The sequence below is a fragment of the Anabaena sp. CCY 9402-a genome (genome assembly GCF_963920945.1).
GTDB classification, from domain to species: domain Bacteria; phylum Cyanobacteriota; class Cyanobacteriia; order Cyanobacteriales; family Nostocaceae; genus Trichormus; species Trichormus minutissimus.
Genome location: NZ_CAWUDL010000017.1, coordinates 37746 through 54531, shown reverse-complemented (window position 1 = coordinate 54531; position 16786 = coordinate 37746). Strand labels below are relative to the sequence as shown.

Genomic DNA, 16786 nt, shown 5'->3' with positions numbered 1-16786 from the left:
CGGATTCGATGAAGCGGCTTAAATCCATAGTATTGGGAATGAGGAATTGGGAATGGGGAATTGGGAATTGGGGTAAAATCTCCTCTGCCTCCCCTGCTTTCCCTGCTTCCCCTGCTTTTTTAGTAGTAATTACCTACCTTACGGTGACGAACTGCGGTGAATCCGTCAGATTTGGAAACACGACCTTCTTGGACTGTGCAGTATAAAAGCCAGTGGTCGCTACATTCCATGCTGCTTTGGACTTCGCATTCCATGTATGCTAGAGCGTCTGTGAGGATGGGAGAACCATTTTTAGCGGTTTGGGTTCTCACTCCTGTAAAGCGGTCAGAACCGGGCAGTAAACGCTTGAGGAAGTGCTTTTTCAGTTCTTGATAATTGCCTTCTTCTAAGACGTTGAGGACGAAGCGATCGCCTACTTGCATTAAGCTATCAATGGCGCGGTCTTTGGCTACAGCAATGGTGAATCCTAATGGTTGCAAACTCGCCTGTGCTACCCAGGAAGCTAACATCGCGCTGCTAACATCACCTTTTTTGGTGGTGACAATATACAACCCGTTGCTAATCCGTCCTAAAGCCTTTTCCATGTTGACATCAAGGGCTTTGATTTGCTTGATGTTGCGTTCCCGTGTCAGCAATTGACCCAAGTCTGTACCTGCTTCGGTACACATTTGGTAAGTGGATGCACCGGGAACTTCTCGAATCCGAATGGCTGGGAAGGCTTCTTTTACACCCAAGTCGATAAACTTCCGGCGAATTGTATCAACCGGTTCGTCATCGCCACCGAAGCATTCAAACAAGCCGACTACTTGCTTATCTTTAATTACAGATAGCAAAGAACTAATACCAGCTTGGGCTGCAACGGAGGTTGTCGGCGGCATACCGATAATTAAACCAGCTGCTCTACCTGCCAATTCTTGGATTTCTTGGATGTCAGTGGTGCTGAGGTCAATGATTTCTACACCCAGACCAGTTTTTTGGATACCTTCAGCTATGGCTTGACCAAGGCGATCGCTATATCCATAATCGGAGGTGTAGAATAAACCAACAGTGGTTTCGGCTTTGGCTTGTCTTTGACTCCAACTTTGGTAGCACTCGGTCAAGACATCCAGGTGATGATACAACAACGGCCCGTGACCGTTGGCGATAATATTAATCTTGCCCAGTTCACCCATCCGCTTCATTGCGTTCAGGAGAGAACGAGCATTTGGCCCCATGAGACAGTCATAGTAGAATCTAAAATCAGCTTCGATCGCTTCTAAATCTTCATCAAAAGTGCGATCGTCACAGAAGTGCATCCCAAAAGCATCACAGGTAAAGATGGTTTGGGTTTTGCGGTCATAACTAAAGATGGTGTCTGGCCAGTGGAGGTTAGGCGCACTCACGAATTCGATTTCGTGACCTTTACCAATATCGATGCGATCGCCACTTTTGACAATCCGCTTAGAAAATGGATCATGTACCAAACCTTCCAAAAATTGCAACGCAATTTTAGAAGCCAAAACAGTTGCTCTTGGTGCTAATTGCAGCACATCTTCCACCAAACCACTATGATCTGGTTCTGTATGACTGACAATAATGTAATCAATAGTCTTGGGGTTAACCAGACCTTTTAGTGTATCTAAATACAGTTGGCGAAACTTCTGGTGAGAAGTATCGACTAAAACTGTTTGTTCGCCTCTAATTAGATATGAATTATAAGTCGTACCGTTTTGCAGTCCGAATTCGATATCGAAGCGATCGCGATCCCAGTCTAGACAGCGAATCGCCGTAGTGTTAGGGGCAATTTCTACAGTTTGTACAGTTAGCCGATGCTGAACATTTTCTGCGTTGGCGTTGCCGGTCGTAGACATCGCTACCATTATTTTCTTCGTCTCCGAGCGCAAATAAACAGTATTGTTTCTTTGCCCCATTGTGCAGCTAACTGGATTTTTAAGTTGTAATGAAAACGCTATTTCTCGAAATTCAATATGTAGCAATTATTGCGGTTTCTCGGAATCATTTTTAACTAGAAAAATCTCCGAAAAACCAGCGTGTATAAAGAGTATTAAGTTTTAATTGTTGCTGTTTCTTGGCATAATTTAAATTCCCTCACATATCATACATACCTTATTTAACATGGCAAGATTTCCGTAAGGAAAAGCATAGATTTCTCTACATTTATAAGCGTTGAAACCTCAAGATGTAGAGATACTGCATCAAAATATCCTTAATTTATTTATGGAAATTTTCTTATCATATATATAATGTTTCTCGCTGAAGTGAGATACAAGAAATCTATCCCAACCACCTAGGCTACCGTGTCAACACAAGTCTTATAAACTTACCCCACAAAGTTTTAATCCCCCCGAACCCCTCTTAAAAAGCTTTTGAACTCCGTGAACGAGTCTTTGAACTTCGTGAACGAGTCTTTGAACTTCGTGAACGAGTCTTTTAGCTCCGTGAACGAGTCTTTTAGCTCCGTGAACGAGCCTTTTAGCTCCGTGAACGAGCCTTTTAGCTCCGTGAACGAGCCTTTGAACTCCGTAAACGAGTCTTTGAACTCCGTAAACGAGTCTTTGAACTCCGTGAACGAGCCTTTTAGCTCCAATTCAAGAAATAACAACCAAATTTTCTCAACACCCTTACACCCCCCAGCAAAATGGTAAGATTTTCCATATAAAACTGATAGGAAAGCAGCGTGTCGATAACAGAGAATAAAATAACAGTAGATTCTTTAGAATGGTTTTATCGGGAAGCTACACCAATTGGACAAACTGACTTATTACCTGTAGTCTTACTACATGGAATCCCATCACAAAGTTACAGTTGGCGGAACATTTTACCAGCATTAGCCAGCCAAGGAACAAGAGCGATCGCACCAGATTGGATTGGTTCTGGCTTTTCTGCTAAACCGGAAAAACAAGAGTTTTCTTACACTCCCGACGCTTATATCAAAGCATTATCAGGCTTTATTGAAGCATTAGAAATAGAAAAATTTTCTCTAGTAGTCCAAGGTTTCTTAGCTTCTGTTGGTCTGCAATATGCTTTAAGAAATCCCGAAAAAATTGCCAACATTGCTATTTTAAATACACCCATTTCTCTGGATGCAAAATTACCTTGGAAACTGCAACAGATGGGTTTACCTTTTGTGGGTGACATGATGACTCAAGACCCCTTATTAGTTGACCGCACTTTAGAAGGCGGTAGTCGTTATCGCATTGAAGACAAAGATTTAGATGTATATCGCAAACAATATTTAAAGACTTCCGCCGTCGGACGTGCGCTGTTAACCACGATTCGCAATCTGCAACTACCAGCAGCCATGACAGAAATTACATCCGGCTTTCAACAATGGCAACAACCAATTTTAATTCAATGGGGAATGATTGACCCTTGGTTGCCTATAGATGTAGCAGAAAGTTTTGCCAAGTCCGTACCCGATGCAGAAGTGATTAAACTCAACAACGTCGGTCACTATCCCCAAGAACACTATCACGAAACAATTCTACAAGACCTACTACCCTTTGTACGTCGAAGTTAGTGAGTGCTGAGTGCTGAGTGCTGAGTGCTGAGTAGTGAGTAATGAGTAATGAGTAATGAGTAGTGAGTAGTGAGTAGTGAGTAGTGAGTGGTGAGTGGGCATTGTATTTTTCTCCCCCTGCTTCCCCTGCTTCCCCTGCTTCCCCTGCTTTCTTTTCCCCTGTCACCTGTCACCTGTCACCTGTCCCCTCCTTCTCCGGTACAGGATCATAACCACCGGGATGGAATGGATGACAACGTAAAATCCGTCGGGTAGCCATCCAGCCGCCCCGAAATATGCCAAATCTTTCTATGGCTTCGATCGCATACATTGAACAAGTCGGTTGAAAGCGACAGGTGGGTAGGAATAGGGGAGAGATAAATATTCTGTAGCCTTTAATCAACCAAATAAATAATTGCTTCATTACTGTCGCCCAAATCTTATAAATTGGTAACAAGGATAAAACGTTTTCTATCTTGTAGCATCTTTGTTAACTCAATTTCCTGATTTCATCTTAACCCCATCTCTATGGCTGCAAATTACTATTGTTGCAGCTTGGGTATTTTTTATTCTAGCGATCGCTGGATTAGTAAGTCGCTTTGCTACTAGCGATCCGGAAATCATCCGTAAAATAGTTCATATTGGTGCTGGCCATGTCATTTTAATCGCGTGGTGGCTGAATATTCCTGCCAGCATAGGTATTGGTGCTTCAATTTTAGCCAGTATTATCACTCTGTTATCCTACATTTTTCCTCTTCTTCCCGGCATTAATAGTGTAGGAAGGCAAAGCTTAGGCACATTTTTTTACGCTGCTAGTGTGGGAATTTTAGTAGCTTACTTCTGGTATGTACAACAACCCCAGTATGCAGCGATTGGGATGATGATTATGTGCTGGGGTGATGGACTCGCCGCTTTAGTTGGTCAACGCTTTGGTAAACACAAGTATAAACTTTTGGGAGCGCAAAAAAGCTGGGAAGGCTCTTTAACTATGGCATTAATGAGTTATGTCGTCTGTGGTTTAATTTTACTGGGCGTATTCGGCAATATTTGGCAAACTTGGACAGTCTCATTAGTAGTTGCATTTGTCGCCACTAGTTTAGAAGCTTTTTCGTTTTTAGGTATTGACAATTTGACCGTTCCTTTAGGTAGTGCAGCTTTGGCATTTATGTTAATGGAGCTATGGGGTATTTAGAGGGAGTGAGACACAGTAGAACAGGACTTACGCAAAAACTCTCTCAAACCCTTATTTCTCTGTGTTCTCTGCGTCTCTGTGGTATGCGCTACGCGCACGTTATTCCGTAATTTGTGCGTAAGTCCTATAGAATAACTGACTTCATCCCTCTATTATCCAATGTCGGCAATAGTTTTTTCCTCTGCTGTTCCCTGTTCCCTCTATTGGCATATGTACCAGTAGAGTTAAAATACAGACATTCTTCTGTGCGGTGGGCTATGCTCTACCGGAGGTAATCGCCTTTATGTTGGGTCAGTTACTAGATGGACGCTATAAAATCACCAAAGTCTTGGGTGCTGGTGGTTTTGGTCAAACCTTCATTTCCGAAGACACTAAACTTTACAACAATCATTGTGTAGTCAAACTACTCAAACCAATGGCAACTGATCCCATGACCTTACAAGTTGCTAGGCGGTTGTTTCAATCAGAAGCACAGTTATTACACAAGTTAGGTACTCATGACCAAATTCCCCAACTATTAGCGCACTTTGAAGAAAACGAGGAATTTTTTCTAGTTCAACAATTTATTGATGGTCATCCCCTCAGTGATGAACTCACCCCTGGAAAACGGCTGAGTGAAGCATATACCATTGCCTTGTTGCAAAATATCCTGCAACCATTAGCCTTTGTCCATCAAAATCAAGTCATTCACCGCGATATCAAACCGCCAAACCTGATTCGCCGCAAGAGTGACGGCAAAGTTGTGCTAATTGATTTTGGGGCGGTGAAAGAAATTAGTACGCAGGTGGTGACTGGCGAAGGTGTCACGAAAATGACCGTAGGTATTGGTACGGCTGGCTATATGCCCAGTGAACAGAGTCGGGGTAGCCCCAGATTAAGCAGCGATGTCTACGCTGTGGGGATGATTGGTATTCAAGCTTTAACGGGGTTAATGCCCCATCAATTGGAAGAAGATATCCAAACGGCGGAAATTGTCTGGCGACAATTAGTACAAGTCAGCTCGGCTTTGGGGGATGTATTAGATAGGATGGTACGCTATGACTTTCGCCAACGCTATCCTTCGGCGATGGAAGCTTTAGTAGCTGTACAACAGTTGGGGAATGCTTACGCAGCAACACAAACACCTACTAATCCAGGATATACACCGACGATACCGTTTGATCCCGCACAGCAGCAACCAATTAATTCTCAGCCTCCCTTGTATTCGCCTCCACCGCCAGTTCCAGTCCAGTATCGTCAAGAGATTCCCCAACAACCTCAGTCTGCTGCACCTGCTGTATCTGGCGATAGTCCAAAGGTAGGGTTTGGTTTTTATTTGCAATGGGTGTTAGTGAATGTTGTGGGTTTGATTGGAGGGGGCATTTTTGCGGCGATCGCTCATGTAATAGTAGAGCCTATCTTCGGTACAATCCTGAGTTATCAAGCTGTAGTTGCAACGATGGCCTTGACAATCGGCTTCATGCAATTACTAATGCTGCGAAGACACATCCCCATATCTGAAAAGTGGTGGCTATTAGGAACTACTTTAGGTGCTTGTATTTCCGTTCTCCTAGGGAATATGATGTTTAGCGGTGATTTGGATAGTGTAATCGGACTGTCCTTCATGTCAGTAGGCCTCATCGTCGGAATTATCCAATGGTGGCTACTGCGGCGATTTGTTAAGCAAGCTGGCTGGTGGATTTTGGTTAATTTACTGTTTGGTTGGATAGGCGGTATTCTTTCGGGAGCAGTATTAGTATTGCTGTTAAAAAATCCCAAAGAACACCAGTAAACATCAGCAAGTTTCTTATTCGTAATGATAACGACAACAAAGAAAATCAATTTGAGTATTTCCCACCCGATACATCAGCCGATGTTCTAAATCGACGCGTCGTGACCAAATATCTGCATCTAAATACTTTAATGGTTCTGGTTTACCAATCCCCTCGAAGGGATTTTGCATCACAGCCGTCACCAAATCCAAAATTTTCGATGCTTTCTGAACATCTTGCTTGAACCACCAAGCTAAATCCTCTTTAAACCTAAAGCTAAAACCAGGACTGCGATTAACTATAACTGGTTGAATTTCCTCGCTGTCAGCTTTCTTGTTTTTCCTCTTGCCCAATTCCCAACTCCTGCTGAAGTTCTGCAATAGATCGAGGTTGAATCTTGCCGGTTTTCGACTCCTCTATTGCATCAAATAATCGACGTGCATTTGCAGGAGAACGCAAAAGATAAACTGTTTCTACCAAACTTACCAAATCTGATTCAGCAATCAAGGCTACATTCTCACTGTCACGACGGTTGATGATATACACTTGATGATTTTTTACAACTTGGTCTAACAACTTGAAAAAGTCATTTCTCGCATCGGTGGGAGATGTGATTTCGTAAGAAAACATGGATTTATGTACATATTCCTGTACATAAATTATAAGACACTATTAATCATATTGCTATTATTTTAGTGAGATTAAAGCATGGCTCATCAAACTTACATAACTGATGTGTTAGTTGTTGGTGGTGGAACTGGAGGGACTGCTGCGGCTATCCAAGCAGCGCGGCGCGGTGCTAACACTATCCTAGTGAGTGAATTTCCTTGGTTGGGAGGAATGTTAACTTCCGCCGGAGTCTCTGCGCCTGATGGGAACGAATTAATGGCGTTTCAGACGGGTTTATGGGGCGAATTTTTACGAGAATTACAGCAACGACAACCAGGGGGATTAAATAATAGTTGGGTGAGCTTTTTTAGTTATGATCCCCGTGTGGGAGCAGAAATTTTTGCTGATTGGGTAAAGGAACTAGCAAATCTGCATTGGATTTCTGGACAAGTCCCTCTAGAAGTTTTAAAGCAAGATAACTGTATTACTGGTGTGCGGTTTGCAGATTTTACAGTGCAAGCCAAAGTTATTCTCGACGGGACAGAGTTAGGCGATTTATTAGCCTTAGCAGAGATACCCTACCGTTGGGGTTGGGAATTACAGTCTGAATGGGAAGAACCCAGCGCACCCATTGAATTTAATGCTATCACGACCAAATATCCTGTACAGTCACCAACTTGGGTTGTTGTAATGCAAGATTTTGGTGCAGATATCGCACCCGAAATTCCTCCCTTGCCAAATTATGATCCTTCGCTGTTTGTCGGTGCTTGGGAAAAATATGGTGCAGAGAAATTCTTGAATTATGGACGCTTGCCGGGTAATCTATTTATGATTAACTGGCCTATATGTGGTAATGACTACGGTGAAGGAGTAGGACGACTGATAGAGTCAGCAGCAGCTAAAAGTGAATTTTTACAAGAATGTCATTTGCAAAGCCAAAATTTCGCCCATTATATCCAAAATCAGCTAGGTAGGCGTTACGGTTTGGCAGAGTCAGTTTTTCCCCATACCCATCCTGCTTTTGCACTGCATCCCTATTACAGAGAAAGTCGCCGCTTGGTAGGACTCACTACTGTCAGAGAACAAGATATTCTACCAGTTGCAGGGGGTCGGGTGGCAGCTTTATTCCCTGATGCGATCGCAATTGGTAATTACGCCAACGACCATCATTATCCCAGCTTTGACCTACCGCTACAACCAAAATCCATTCGTTGGGGAGGAAGATGGACGGGAACGCCCTTTACCATTCCCTACCGTTGTTTAGTTCCAGTAACCACAGATGGTCTATTAGTGTGTGAAAAAAATATTTCTGTCTCTCATATCGCCAATGGCGCAACTAGATTGCAACCTGTTGTCCTGGGTATCGGTCAAGCGGCGGGGATGGCTGCTGCTATGTGTGTGGCGTTAAATTGTCAGCCGCGAGACATACCTGTACAAGCTTTGCAGAAAGCTTTATTGCAAGGCGATCGCTCTCCTGCCGCTATCATACCTTTATTTAATCTTTTACCTAATCATCCAGAATGGCGGCAATGGCAAACGTATTATCTCAATGAGCCTCAAGCCTATCCCCATAGTGGCAATTGTCCCGCTTCATCGGTGGATAATTACTATCATTCAGATACCCAGCAAGTATTCACACGGGGAAATGACTGTTTCACAGGGATTCTTCAGATTTTAAATCAGCAGGATTACAGATTCACTATCACTACTCCATCTGCTAATCTAGGGCAAACTTGGCAGCTTGTGACCTGGCGATCGCATATAGACGCGCAGCTGCAAGAATTGACCCATGAGCAACAGTTAACTGTTTGGGGTCGTCTAAATTATTCTGGTAACTGGTTATTAGTGGAAAGTTTGGTAGTATAGCCGACTTTATTTTTTTTTTCGGTAAAAAGCACTACTTTTTTGAGAATTTTCCGGACTCGTTACATAAAACTCAGTAGCAATAGATAGGAAAAATCACAAAGAGATATCTACAATGCGTGCTACTGTTAAGTTTTTAATTTCGAGTCTGGTCTTTGCTTCACTAACAGTTAATTTTTCACAACTGGTCAATGACAATTTCTTCATGTCATCAACTACTTCACAAAATTTAGTCTCATTAAAACCTAAACCTCAGCGTAATGAGCCAGAAGGTGCTACCCCTGTTCGGGGTAGTGGACGGAGGAGTTTAATGGAATCGCAAAGGAATACTTATCCTACTGTTTAGTAGATCAAAGATGATACCTGTTGTGACATGAGAATTTTTCTTGTGACCAGCAAATTCAACACTATTTACCTCTTTTAACTAGCCTTTTTAGCAAGAATACAATTTTTTAAATTCTGCCATAACAACTACCAAGTAATTAACCACCCCAATTGACAGCATCACCACTCTTCAGACTAGACATAACGCTTAATTTTATTTCCAGGGTATCATTCAGGTTAATTCACAATATTACAACAGGGTCAATAACTTCATAGTAGGCTAGATTTAGCCCTAATTTTTTCAACACACAAGACACAAATCTGCGGTTAAGCTACATCGAAACAAAATGCGGAGTTTCGAGCTTCTCGTCTTGCTTGATAACTGATTAGACCTCTTGCAAAAGTCCGAAAATCAGATGTGTCATTCTGAATGAAATATAGAATATTTGAGATGTGACAGCTTAAGCATTTATGCAAAAGGTCTATTGAATGGGGGTGCAAAGCTGTACACCCCTAAAGATTTACCTCTAAACCTGCTATCACTCTATTCATTTAACGTGAGTTCGACGAATTTTAAAAACCCCTCTCCATATCTTGCTCCTGCAAGGAGAGAGGCTTCAAAACCTTTATTTTTCGTTGATATTTCCAGATATTTAAGCCCCTCTCCGCGTCGGAGAGGGGTTGGGGAGAGGTCATCGAACTCACGTTAATTTATATTTTGGTAGTTCACGAACATTTCTTCATGTTGATGCAAGTTTGTTTATTTTTTCATCGCTGGATAATGTTGCAAGACATTCTGCAAATATTGTCCAGTGTAAGACCTGGGATTTTTGGCAACTTCCTCTGGTGTACCGACGGCGATAATTTCTCCGCCTTTATCGCCACCTTCTGGCCCCAAATCTATTACCCAGTCAGCACAACGAATTACATCTAAATTGTGTTCAATTAATAAAATAGAATTACCTTTATCTACCAATCTTTGCAAGACATCTAATAATTTATGCACATCATAAAAAGATAACCCCGTTGTTGGTTCATCGATTAAATAAAGTGTCTTACCTGTGGCGCGACGGGATAATTCTGTGGCTAGTTTCACTCTTTGTGCTTCGCCACCAGATAAGGTAGTTGCTGGTTGTCCTAACTGCACATAACCCAATCCAACATCAACTAATGTTTGTAACCGATTGACAGCTTTAGGAATATTTTCAAAAAACTCTAAACTCTCCTCAACTGTCATATTAAGAACGTCAGAAATAGACTTATTTTTATATTTCACCTGCAAAGTGTCGCGGTTATATCTTGCACCTTTACAAACTTCGCACTGTACATAAACATCAGGGAGGAAATTCATTTCAATGATATTTACACCCTGTCCACTACACGCTTCACAACGTCCACCTTTAACGTTGAAAGAAAATTGTCCTGGTTTGTAACCCCTGGTTTTAGCTTCTACGGTTTGCGAAAATACATCCCGAATTACATCAAAAACCCCTGTATAAGTCGCAGGGTTAGAACGGGGTGTGCGTCCAATGGGCGATTGATCAATGACGATGGCTTTATCAACACTATTTAATCCTTGAATTTTATCGACATCTTTAGGTATAGGAACTTTTTTAGTTAAATGATGTTGTAATGATGGGTAAACTAATTCGTTAATTAAAGTTGATTTTCCAGAGCCAGAAACACCAGTAACCGCAACAAGTTTACCTAAAGGAATTTCGACATCGATATTTTTTAAGTTGTTGCGATGGGCATTTTTAATGATTAAAGTGCGACCATTTCCTTCGCGACGTTCTGCTGGGGTATGAATTACTTTGCGTCCTGATAAATATGCACCTGTTAACGATGTTTCGGCTGTGAGTAATGCTTGGAAATCACCTTGGGCGATAATATTACCACCATGAACACCTGCACCGGGGCCAATATCAACTATATAGTCGGCGGCGCGGATGGTTTCTTCATCGTGTTCTACGACAATTAAAGTATTACCCAAATCACGTAATTTGGTTAATGTTTTGAGCAATCTATTATTATCTCTTTGATGCAAACCAATACTTGGTTCATCTAAAACGTAGAGAACTCCTGTTAACCCAGAACCAATTTGTGTGGCTAGGCGAATACGTTGCGATTCCCCACCAGAAAGGGTCATGGCTGCTCGATCTAAGCTGAGGTAATCTAAGCCTACATCTAATAAAAATTGTAATCTAGCTCTGATTTCTCGTAGCACTAAATCGGCAATCTTAATTTGCCGATCGCTCAACTTTAAATGATCAATTCTCTGCCGACAATCACGAATCGAAACACTCGTTAAATCTAAGATGTTATATTGACCTAACCTCACTCCTAAAGCTTCCGGTTTTAATCTTTTACCACCGCATACTTCACATGGTTGATCAACTACATACTGCTCTAATTTTTGCTTAATTAATTCCGAACCGCCTTCATATTGTCGCTGTAAAATGGGGATAGCACCTTTATATTGCGGTGTTTTTTGATTGTCTGTTGCCTTTTCACCATACAAAATAACTTGCTGCTGTTCTGGTGTTAGCTTGTGCCAATTTGTTTGTAATTCAAAACCATGATTGCTACCGACACTATAAAGTAATTCTAAATAATAAGAATTGTCTTTATCTGACCAAGGTGCGATCGCAGCATATACTGGTGCTTCAGGGTCAGGTACGACCAACTCTGGGGAAAATCTTCTTAACGTTCCCAAGCCGTGGCACTGAGGACAAGCACCGTAGGGGGAATTAAACGAGAATAAGCGCGGTGATAATTCATCCATCACCGCCCCATGTTCGGGACAAGCAAAGTTTTCCGAGAAGACTAATTCTTGTTCTTCCTCTGGAGGATTCTCAGTAATAGGACTCACCAAAATTTTGGCAATACCGCCCGATTGTTTGAGACACGTAGATAAAGAATCGAATAAACGTTCTTGAATCTCCGGCTTTTTCACCAAACGGTCAATGACTACTTCAATATTATGGGTATAATTTTTATCTAGTTCAATTGAGTCTGACAGTTCCCGGACTTCGCCATTGATGCGGACACGGACAAACCCTTGGGAAGCCAAACTAGATAATAACTTGCGATGAGTTCCCTTTTTACCCCGCACCACAGGCGCGAGAATTTGGAACTTAGTCCGGTCTGGTAGTTCCATAATGCGATCGCACATTTCGTCTATAGTTTGAGGTGCAATAGAGCGATCGCATATAGGACAATGGGGTTCACCAGCCCGACCAAATAACAGCCGCAAATAATCGTAAATTTCCGTTACTGTCCCCACTGTGGAACGGGGGTTATGAGATGTAGATTTCTGGTCAATGGAAATCGCCGGACTTAAACCTTCGATTGCTTCCACATCTGGTTTATCTAATTGTCCCAAAAACTGGCGAGCGTAAGCACTAAGAGATTCTACATAACGCCGTTGACCTTCAGCGAAAATCGTATCAAACGCCAAAGAAGACTTACCCGAACCTGAGACACCAGTAAACACGATTAGGCGATCGCGCGGCAACTCCAGGTCAATATTCTTCAGATTATGCTGTCTTGCGCCGCGAATCCGAATTGTATTCTGGGGGTTGGTGTAGGGGAGGTGTCCATTTAGGGATGCGGCTAGCTTGTGATCTGACATATTGACAGGCCAATAATGAGAGGCAGCGTGAAACAGTTCTTAATAATACTATCTTTATCAAGGTTTGTTATCACTATGTCTATAGCAGTACAATAATACTACTTTGCTTCACCTTTGAGCTATTTACACCTGAACCTGTTTTTAGTAAGGACTTTAGTCCTTAGAATATTCAGGCATAAACGTCTGACTACAAACTGCTCAAAATTTTTGCGATAGACTACTACTGTGGCTGAACTGAAATAATTTTACACTCTTGCAATCGTCTTTCTAGAAGATATGCCACCGGAGGAAATGATAATTTAATTGTTAAATTTTCTCCTTGCAATTCTCGACAATCTGGCTGTAAGTAATCACCGTTTCCATTACCCCAATCACAGCGATTTTGTGTATATTTACGCCATAATTCTGCAATCTCTTGGAGAGTTTTACAAGGTAGTAAATTTTCTTCTCCTTCTGTGAGATAACCATCATTATTTACATCGGCTTTCGCTCCTGATTCTCGCATGAGCATGGCATAAGATATTTTAAGTGCGCCTGTATATTTATTTTCAAATTTAGCAAAATCAGTTACAACTAACTCACCAAAATTACCTTGTTTGAGTTCTGCTTCTAACTGGGGTAAGCGAGATTTGCTAATAATTTCTGCCAGTTTATTTTCAGCTTTTTGGGATGCTTGTTTTAAAGTAAGTTTTGCCTGTGTGATATCAGTAAAATTTTGCGGCTCTTGGATAACTTTTTGGTGAATATTAGTAGTAACTGCCAATATTTGACGGTAGTCATCAAGTGCTTGCTCTACTTTACCAGATTGTTGATTGATTGCGGCATTATTTAGCAGTGTAGATAAACTATTGACTACACTTTTAGCAATATCTGGTGTAATCACGTTAAATGAACTATAGCGAATTAATTGCGCTAACTGATTCTGCTGTTGTTGTTGCCAAGCGATGATACTGGAAGCGAAAATAAATAATAGAGAAATCGCTGTCGCACTTCCTAATAAGAAACGATTTTTCAGTCGGGCTTGTTGACTAGCTCGAATATATCCTTTTTCTTGGGGTGTGACATAATCTTGGTATTTATTATAATAGGTTTCAGCTTCAATAAGTTGTTTTTTTGGTAAGAGAAAATCAGGGTGTTTTTGGTTGTGTTCCCATTCCTGAAGTTTCTTTTCTAACCGATGTTGTTGATGCAGGCGATCGCGGTTTTCATCTAACCACCAACGTAAGTTAGACCAGTGACGAATTAAAATTTCATGGGCTACTTCTACTGTCACCTCACTTTTCATTAATTGTAATTCCTGGGTGATGCCATCTGCACTTCGGCTTTGACTAATATTTGATTTATCTTCTAGCATATTGACAATAATTAACTTAGCTGCAATAAACTTTTCTAGAGTTGCTTCTACTAAAGCTGGAGGATATTTACCCCGCAATAAATCAGACTTTAATACCTGTTTTTTAGTATCTGGTGTACCTTCACCCAGGCGCGTTAATGAAAGAAAAATCCATTGAGCAATAGTCTGTGCTTTTGCTTCTAAACTATCATAAACAGTTTGAGCTTTACGTTCTAAAGCTAACTTAATTCCACCAATTTTTTCTTGATACGCTGAAACTGTTAATTCACCAGTATTTTGATTGCGGTATTCCCATAACTGTTGTAAAACAAACTGCAATAAAGGTAAATCGCCAGCAGATTCTTGTAAATCCTGTAGCAGTAATTCAACTAAACCCGGCTGTACTTTAAGTTCTACTTGTGCTGCTGGTTTTTCGATAATCTGACGGTAATTTTCTGGTGTAAGTCTTGGTGGAACTAACACATGAGACTCTTGCAACTTTTGAGATAGCCAAGGTAATTCTAGACAGGACGAAATAAAGTCAGCACGCAGGGTAATGATTAACTTGAAACGATCTGCCGCATATTCTAAAGCTTCCTGAAGTATATCTAAAAAAACTTGGCGATCGCTACTAGCAGCTAAAGTAAAAATTTCCTCAAATTGGTCGATGACTAACACTACCATCGGTTCAGTGCGTCTGCGTAACCAGTGAACAAAACCCTCACCACCTAAATGTAATAACCCTTCCATTTGTAATAGTGTTTCCTCACCATCAGCCATAATTCTTGCTAATTCTTGAAGGGGATTTTCCCCAGTACGTAGATATTTTATCCACCAAGTTTCACTGCTAGGAATTTGTTTACCTTGACGTAATTGTGCCATTAATCCAGCTTGTACTACGGAAGATTTCCCACTACCAGAAGCACCAACTATAGCTAAAAAAGATTTGTGATTAACTTGATTAATAATCCTTTGGGTTAAAACTTCTTGGCCATAAAAATATTTAGCATCTTGCTCACTAAAAGCTTTTAATCCCATATAGGGACAAATTCCTAAATCAATGCGTTGTGATTGTGGTTGTAAAGTCGCAGGTATGACTTCAATTACACCTTGTACACCGCCTAACCAATAATTAATTTTACTGCTTGCAAGTTCTTTATCTAATCCTGTAATCCAACCAGCAACAGATAAACCTGTTTCTAAATTAGTTGCTTCTAAAGTTTTCAGTAAAGCTATAGTAAATTCTGTGGAATTTTCCGCAGTAGCTGCACCTATAATTAAACATTGACTAGATTCAGCTTCCTGTCGTAAATCCTCTAACCAATTTTGCATTTCAGAGATATATTTAATGTCAACAAGACAATCTAAAACTACTACTTGTTGAGCAATATTTGATTGACGTAATTGTTGACGCAACCAATCACGACTGAGTTTAATGTCATTATTAATAACTAAAACAGCTTCACCTGTGGCTGTTGCTGCAATGCGTCCCCGCAGGTAAAGTAGAGATGTCCCATCTACTAAAAGTGCTTCACTTTGTTGATAGAATAAGCAATGATGAATAGCTTGATGTACATCAGATAAATCTCGGATTTGACAGAATTTGAGGTCAAAACCACCCACAGCAGCCAATTTTTTACCGATAGCTAGCGATAATTCCCCATTTGATAGCCCATCTACTATTAAAGCTTGGCGGAGCGATCGCAATTCAAATTCTGCATTTTTGTAACCTAAAACCAACTCCCCCACCGCTTCAACAATTAACTTGGGAGTTTGTAAAGGCTGTTCTTGAGGAAGATTTTCAGTTTCCCCTCGACTGCGTTTTTGCTGATAAATTAAACGTAGTCCTTGATTAAGTTTATCAATATATTGTAAAGTCCGATGATAAACGTATTTATATAGTGTTTTAGCTTCAATCTCTCCTTTAGCATCAGCCGCTTCACCCAATAATCCCCGTATCAAAAAATAGGTAAATACCCCATGACCTAATTCGGGAAATTCCCACGATTCTTGGTCTTTGTCACAGGAAAGTAAAGCATAAAATCCCTTATTATAACGTGTCGCAGTTTGTAATTTTTCTAATAGCTTGGGAGTCAAAGCATCCCTCAAACTTAAACCGCCACTATGACAAGCATCCAAAATAACTATCTGTTGCGAAGTTTGACAATTAGCTAATCTTTGTAAAAGTTCATCTATTAATAAACCAGTGTTGAGTAAATTATGTTTTTGAGTATCAGTTAGAGACAACACAGCCTGTTGAGTATTAACTTCAAGCTTACCGTGTCCACAAAAATAGAATAAAAGGATATCTTGAGGATTAGCAGATGTGACTATTTGTTTGAGACTATGACGAATTTCTGAGAGAGATGGGTTTTCTAAAGTTTGAATTTCTATTGAGATATATTTTTGATTTGCTTGTTGTAAAGCTTGAGCTACTCCTTGACAGTCTGCAACTGCGTAGGATAATGAATCGAAATTTTCATCTTGATATTCTCCTACGCCAACTAGTAAACAACGAAATGTTTTTTTAGTTGTTTGTGTTACTTGAGGCTGAGATATTTGACGAGATAAAGGCATATTT

At 40.8% G+C, this 16786-nt stretch carries 11 protein-coding genes; 5 read left to right on the top strand and 6 right to left on the bottom strand.

Annotation, left to right across the window (positions count from 1 at the left end):
• Window positions 1-119: 119 nt before the first annotated feature.
• Window positions 120-1859, bottom strand: coding sequence for a diflavin flavoprotein (locus ACM0OR_RS08465; RefSeq protein ID WP_414575870.1), 1740 nt, complete (start codon window positions 1857-1859; stop codon window positions 120-122).
• 818 nt (window positions 1860-2677) lie between these two features.
• Between ACM0OR_RS08465 and ACM0OR_RS08460 the strand changes: the two genes are divergently transcribed.
• Window positions 2678-3520: an alpha/beta fold hydrolase gene (locus ACM0OR_RS08460; RefSeq protein ID WP_414575869.1), complete on the top strand. Its 843-nt coding sequence runs from the start codon at window positions 2678-2680 to the stop codon at window positions 3518-3520.
• Between the two features lie 169 nt (window positions 3521-3689).
• Here the strand turns inward: ACM0OR_RS08460 and yidD are convergent, their stop codons facing one another.
• Window positions 3690-3923 carry a membrane protein insertion efficiency factor YidD gene (yidD, locus tag ACM0OR_RS08455; RefSeq protein ID WP_190698884.1) on the bottom strand — a complete coding sequence of 78 codons (234 nt, stop codon included), beginning with the start codon at window positions 3921-3923 and terminating at the stop codon, window positions 3690-3692.
• 63 nt (window positions 3924-3986) lie between these two features.
• Here yidD and ACM0OR_RS08450 point away from each other — a divergent pair, with 63 nt between their 5' ends.
• Window positions 3987-4691: a diacylglycerol/polyprenol kinase family protein gene (locus tag ACM0OR_RS08450; protein WP_414575868.1), complete on the top strand. Its 705-nt coding sequence runs from the start codon at window positions 3987-3989 to the stop codon at window positions 4689-4691.
• A gap of 283 nt (window positions 4692-4974) precedes the next feature.
• Window positions 4975-6462: a protein kinase domain-containing protein gene (locus ACM0OR_RS08445; RefSeq protein WP_414575867.1), complete on the top strand. Its 1488-nt coding sequence runs from the start codon at window positions 4975-4977 to the stop codon at window positions 6460-6462.
• Window positions 6463-6477: 15 nt separating this feature from the next.
• Here the strand turns inward: ACM0OR_RS08445 and ACM0OR_RS08440 are convergent, their stop codons facing one another.
• Window positions 6478-6795 carry a Txe/YoeB family addiction module toxin gene (locus ACM0OR_RS08440; RefSeq protein WP_323265229.1) on the bottom strand — a complete coding sequence of 106 codons (318 nt, stop codon included), beginning with the start codon at window positions 6793-6795 and terminating at the stop codon, window positions 6478-6480.
• Window positions 6767-7072 (bottom strand): type II toxin-antitoxin system Phd/YefM family antitoxin, encoded by a 306-nt coding sequence (locus ACM0OR_RS08435; RefSeq protein ID WP_414575866.1) that lies wholly within the window; start codon window positions 7070-7072, stop codon window positions 6767-6769. The genes ACM0OR_RS08440 and ACM0OR_RS08435 overlap by 29 nt, the downstream gene beginning before the upstream one ends.
• Before the next feature lie 78 nt (window positions 7073-7150).
• Here ACM0OR_RS08435 and ACM0OR_RS08430 point away from each other — a divergent pair, with 78 nt between their 5' ends.
• The gene (locus tag ACM0OR_RS08430) at window positions 7151-8917 is read left to right on the top strand and encodes an FAD-dependent oxidoreductase (RefSeq protein ID WP_414575865.1); all 1767 of its coding nucleotides are present in this window, start codon (window positions 7151-7153) and stop codon (window positions 8915-8917) included.
• A gap of 112 nt (window positions 8918-9029) precedes the next feature.
• A complete protein-coding gene (patX, locus tag ACM0OR_RS08425; RefSeq protein WP_414575864.1) occupies window positions 9030-9260 on the top strand; it encodes a heterocyst-inhibiting protein PatX in 231 nt (76 codons plus the stop codon).
• A 738-nt stretch (window positions 9261-9998) separates the two neighbouring features.
• Here the strand turns inward: patX and uvrA are convergent.
• Both uvrA and ACM0OR_RS08415 read right to left on the bottom strand, forming a co-directional pair.
• Complete coding sequence (uvrA, locus tag ACM0OR_RS08420; RefSeq protein ID WP_414575863.1) at window positions 9999-12872, bottom strand: excinuclease ABC subunit UvrA; 2874 nt, start codon at window positions 12870-12872, stop codon at window positions 9999-10001.
• Between the two features lie 220 nt (window positions 12873-13092).
• Window positions 13093-16782, bottom strand: a complete 3690-nt coding sequence (locus tag ACM0OR_RS08415; RefSeq protein ID WP_414575862.1) for a caspase family protein — start codon at window positions 16780-16782, stop codon at window positions 13093-13095.
• Window positions 16783-16786: the final 4 nt, after the last annotated feature.

Coding starts and splice junctions, on each gene's coding strand:
- ACM0OR_RS08430 (WP_414575865.1), top strand. CDS start 7,151: ATGGCTCATCAAACTTACATAACTGATGTGTTAGTTGTTGGTGGTGGA.
- uvrA (WP_414575863.1), bottom strand. CDS start 12,872: ATGTCAGATCACAAGCTAGCCGCATCCCTAAATGGACACCTCCCCTAC.
- yidD (WP_190698884.1), bottom strand. CDS start 3,923: ATGAAGCAATTATTTATTTGGTTGATTAAAGGCTACAGAATATTTATC.
- ACM0OR_RS08445 (WP_414575867.1), top strand. CDS start 4,975: ATGTTGGGTCAGTTACTAGATGGACGCTATAAAATCACCAAAGTCTTG.
- patX (WP_414575864.1), top strand. CDS start 9,030: ATGCGTGCTACTGTTAAGTTTTTAATTTCGAGTCTGGTCTTTGCTTCA.
- ACM0OR_RS08415 (WP_414575862.1), bottom strand. CDS start 16,782: ATGCCTTTATCTCGTCAAATATCTCAGCCTCAAGTAACACAAACAACT.
- ACM0OR_RS08435 (WP_414575866.1), bottom strand. CDS start 7,072: ATGTTTTCTTACGAAATCACATCTCCCACCGATGCGAGAAATGACTTT.
- ACM0OR_RS08465 (WP_414575870.1), bottom strand. CDS start 1,859: ATGGTAGCGATGTCTACGACCGGCAACGCCAACGCAGAAAATGTTCAG.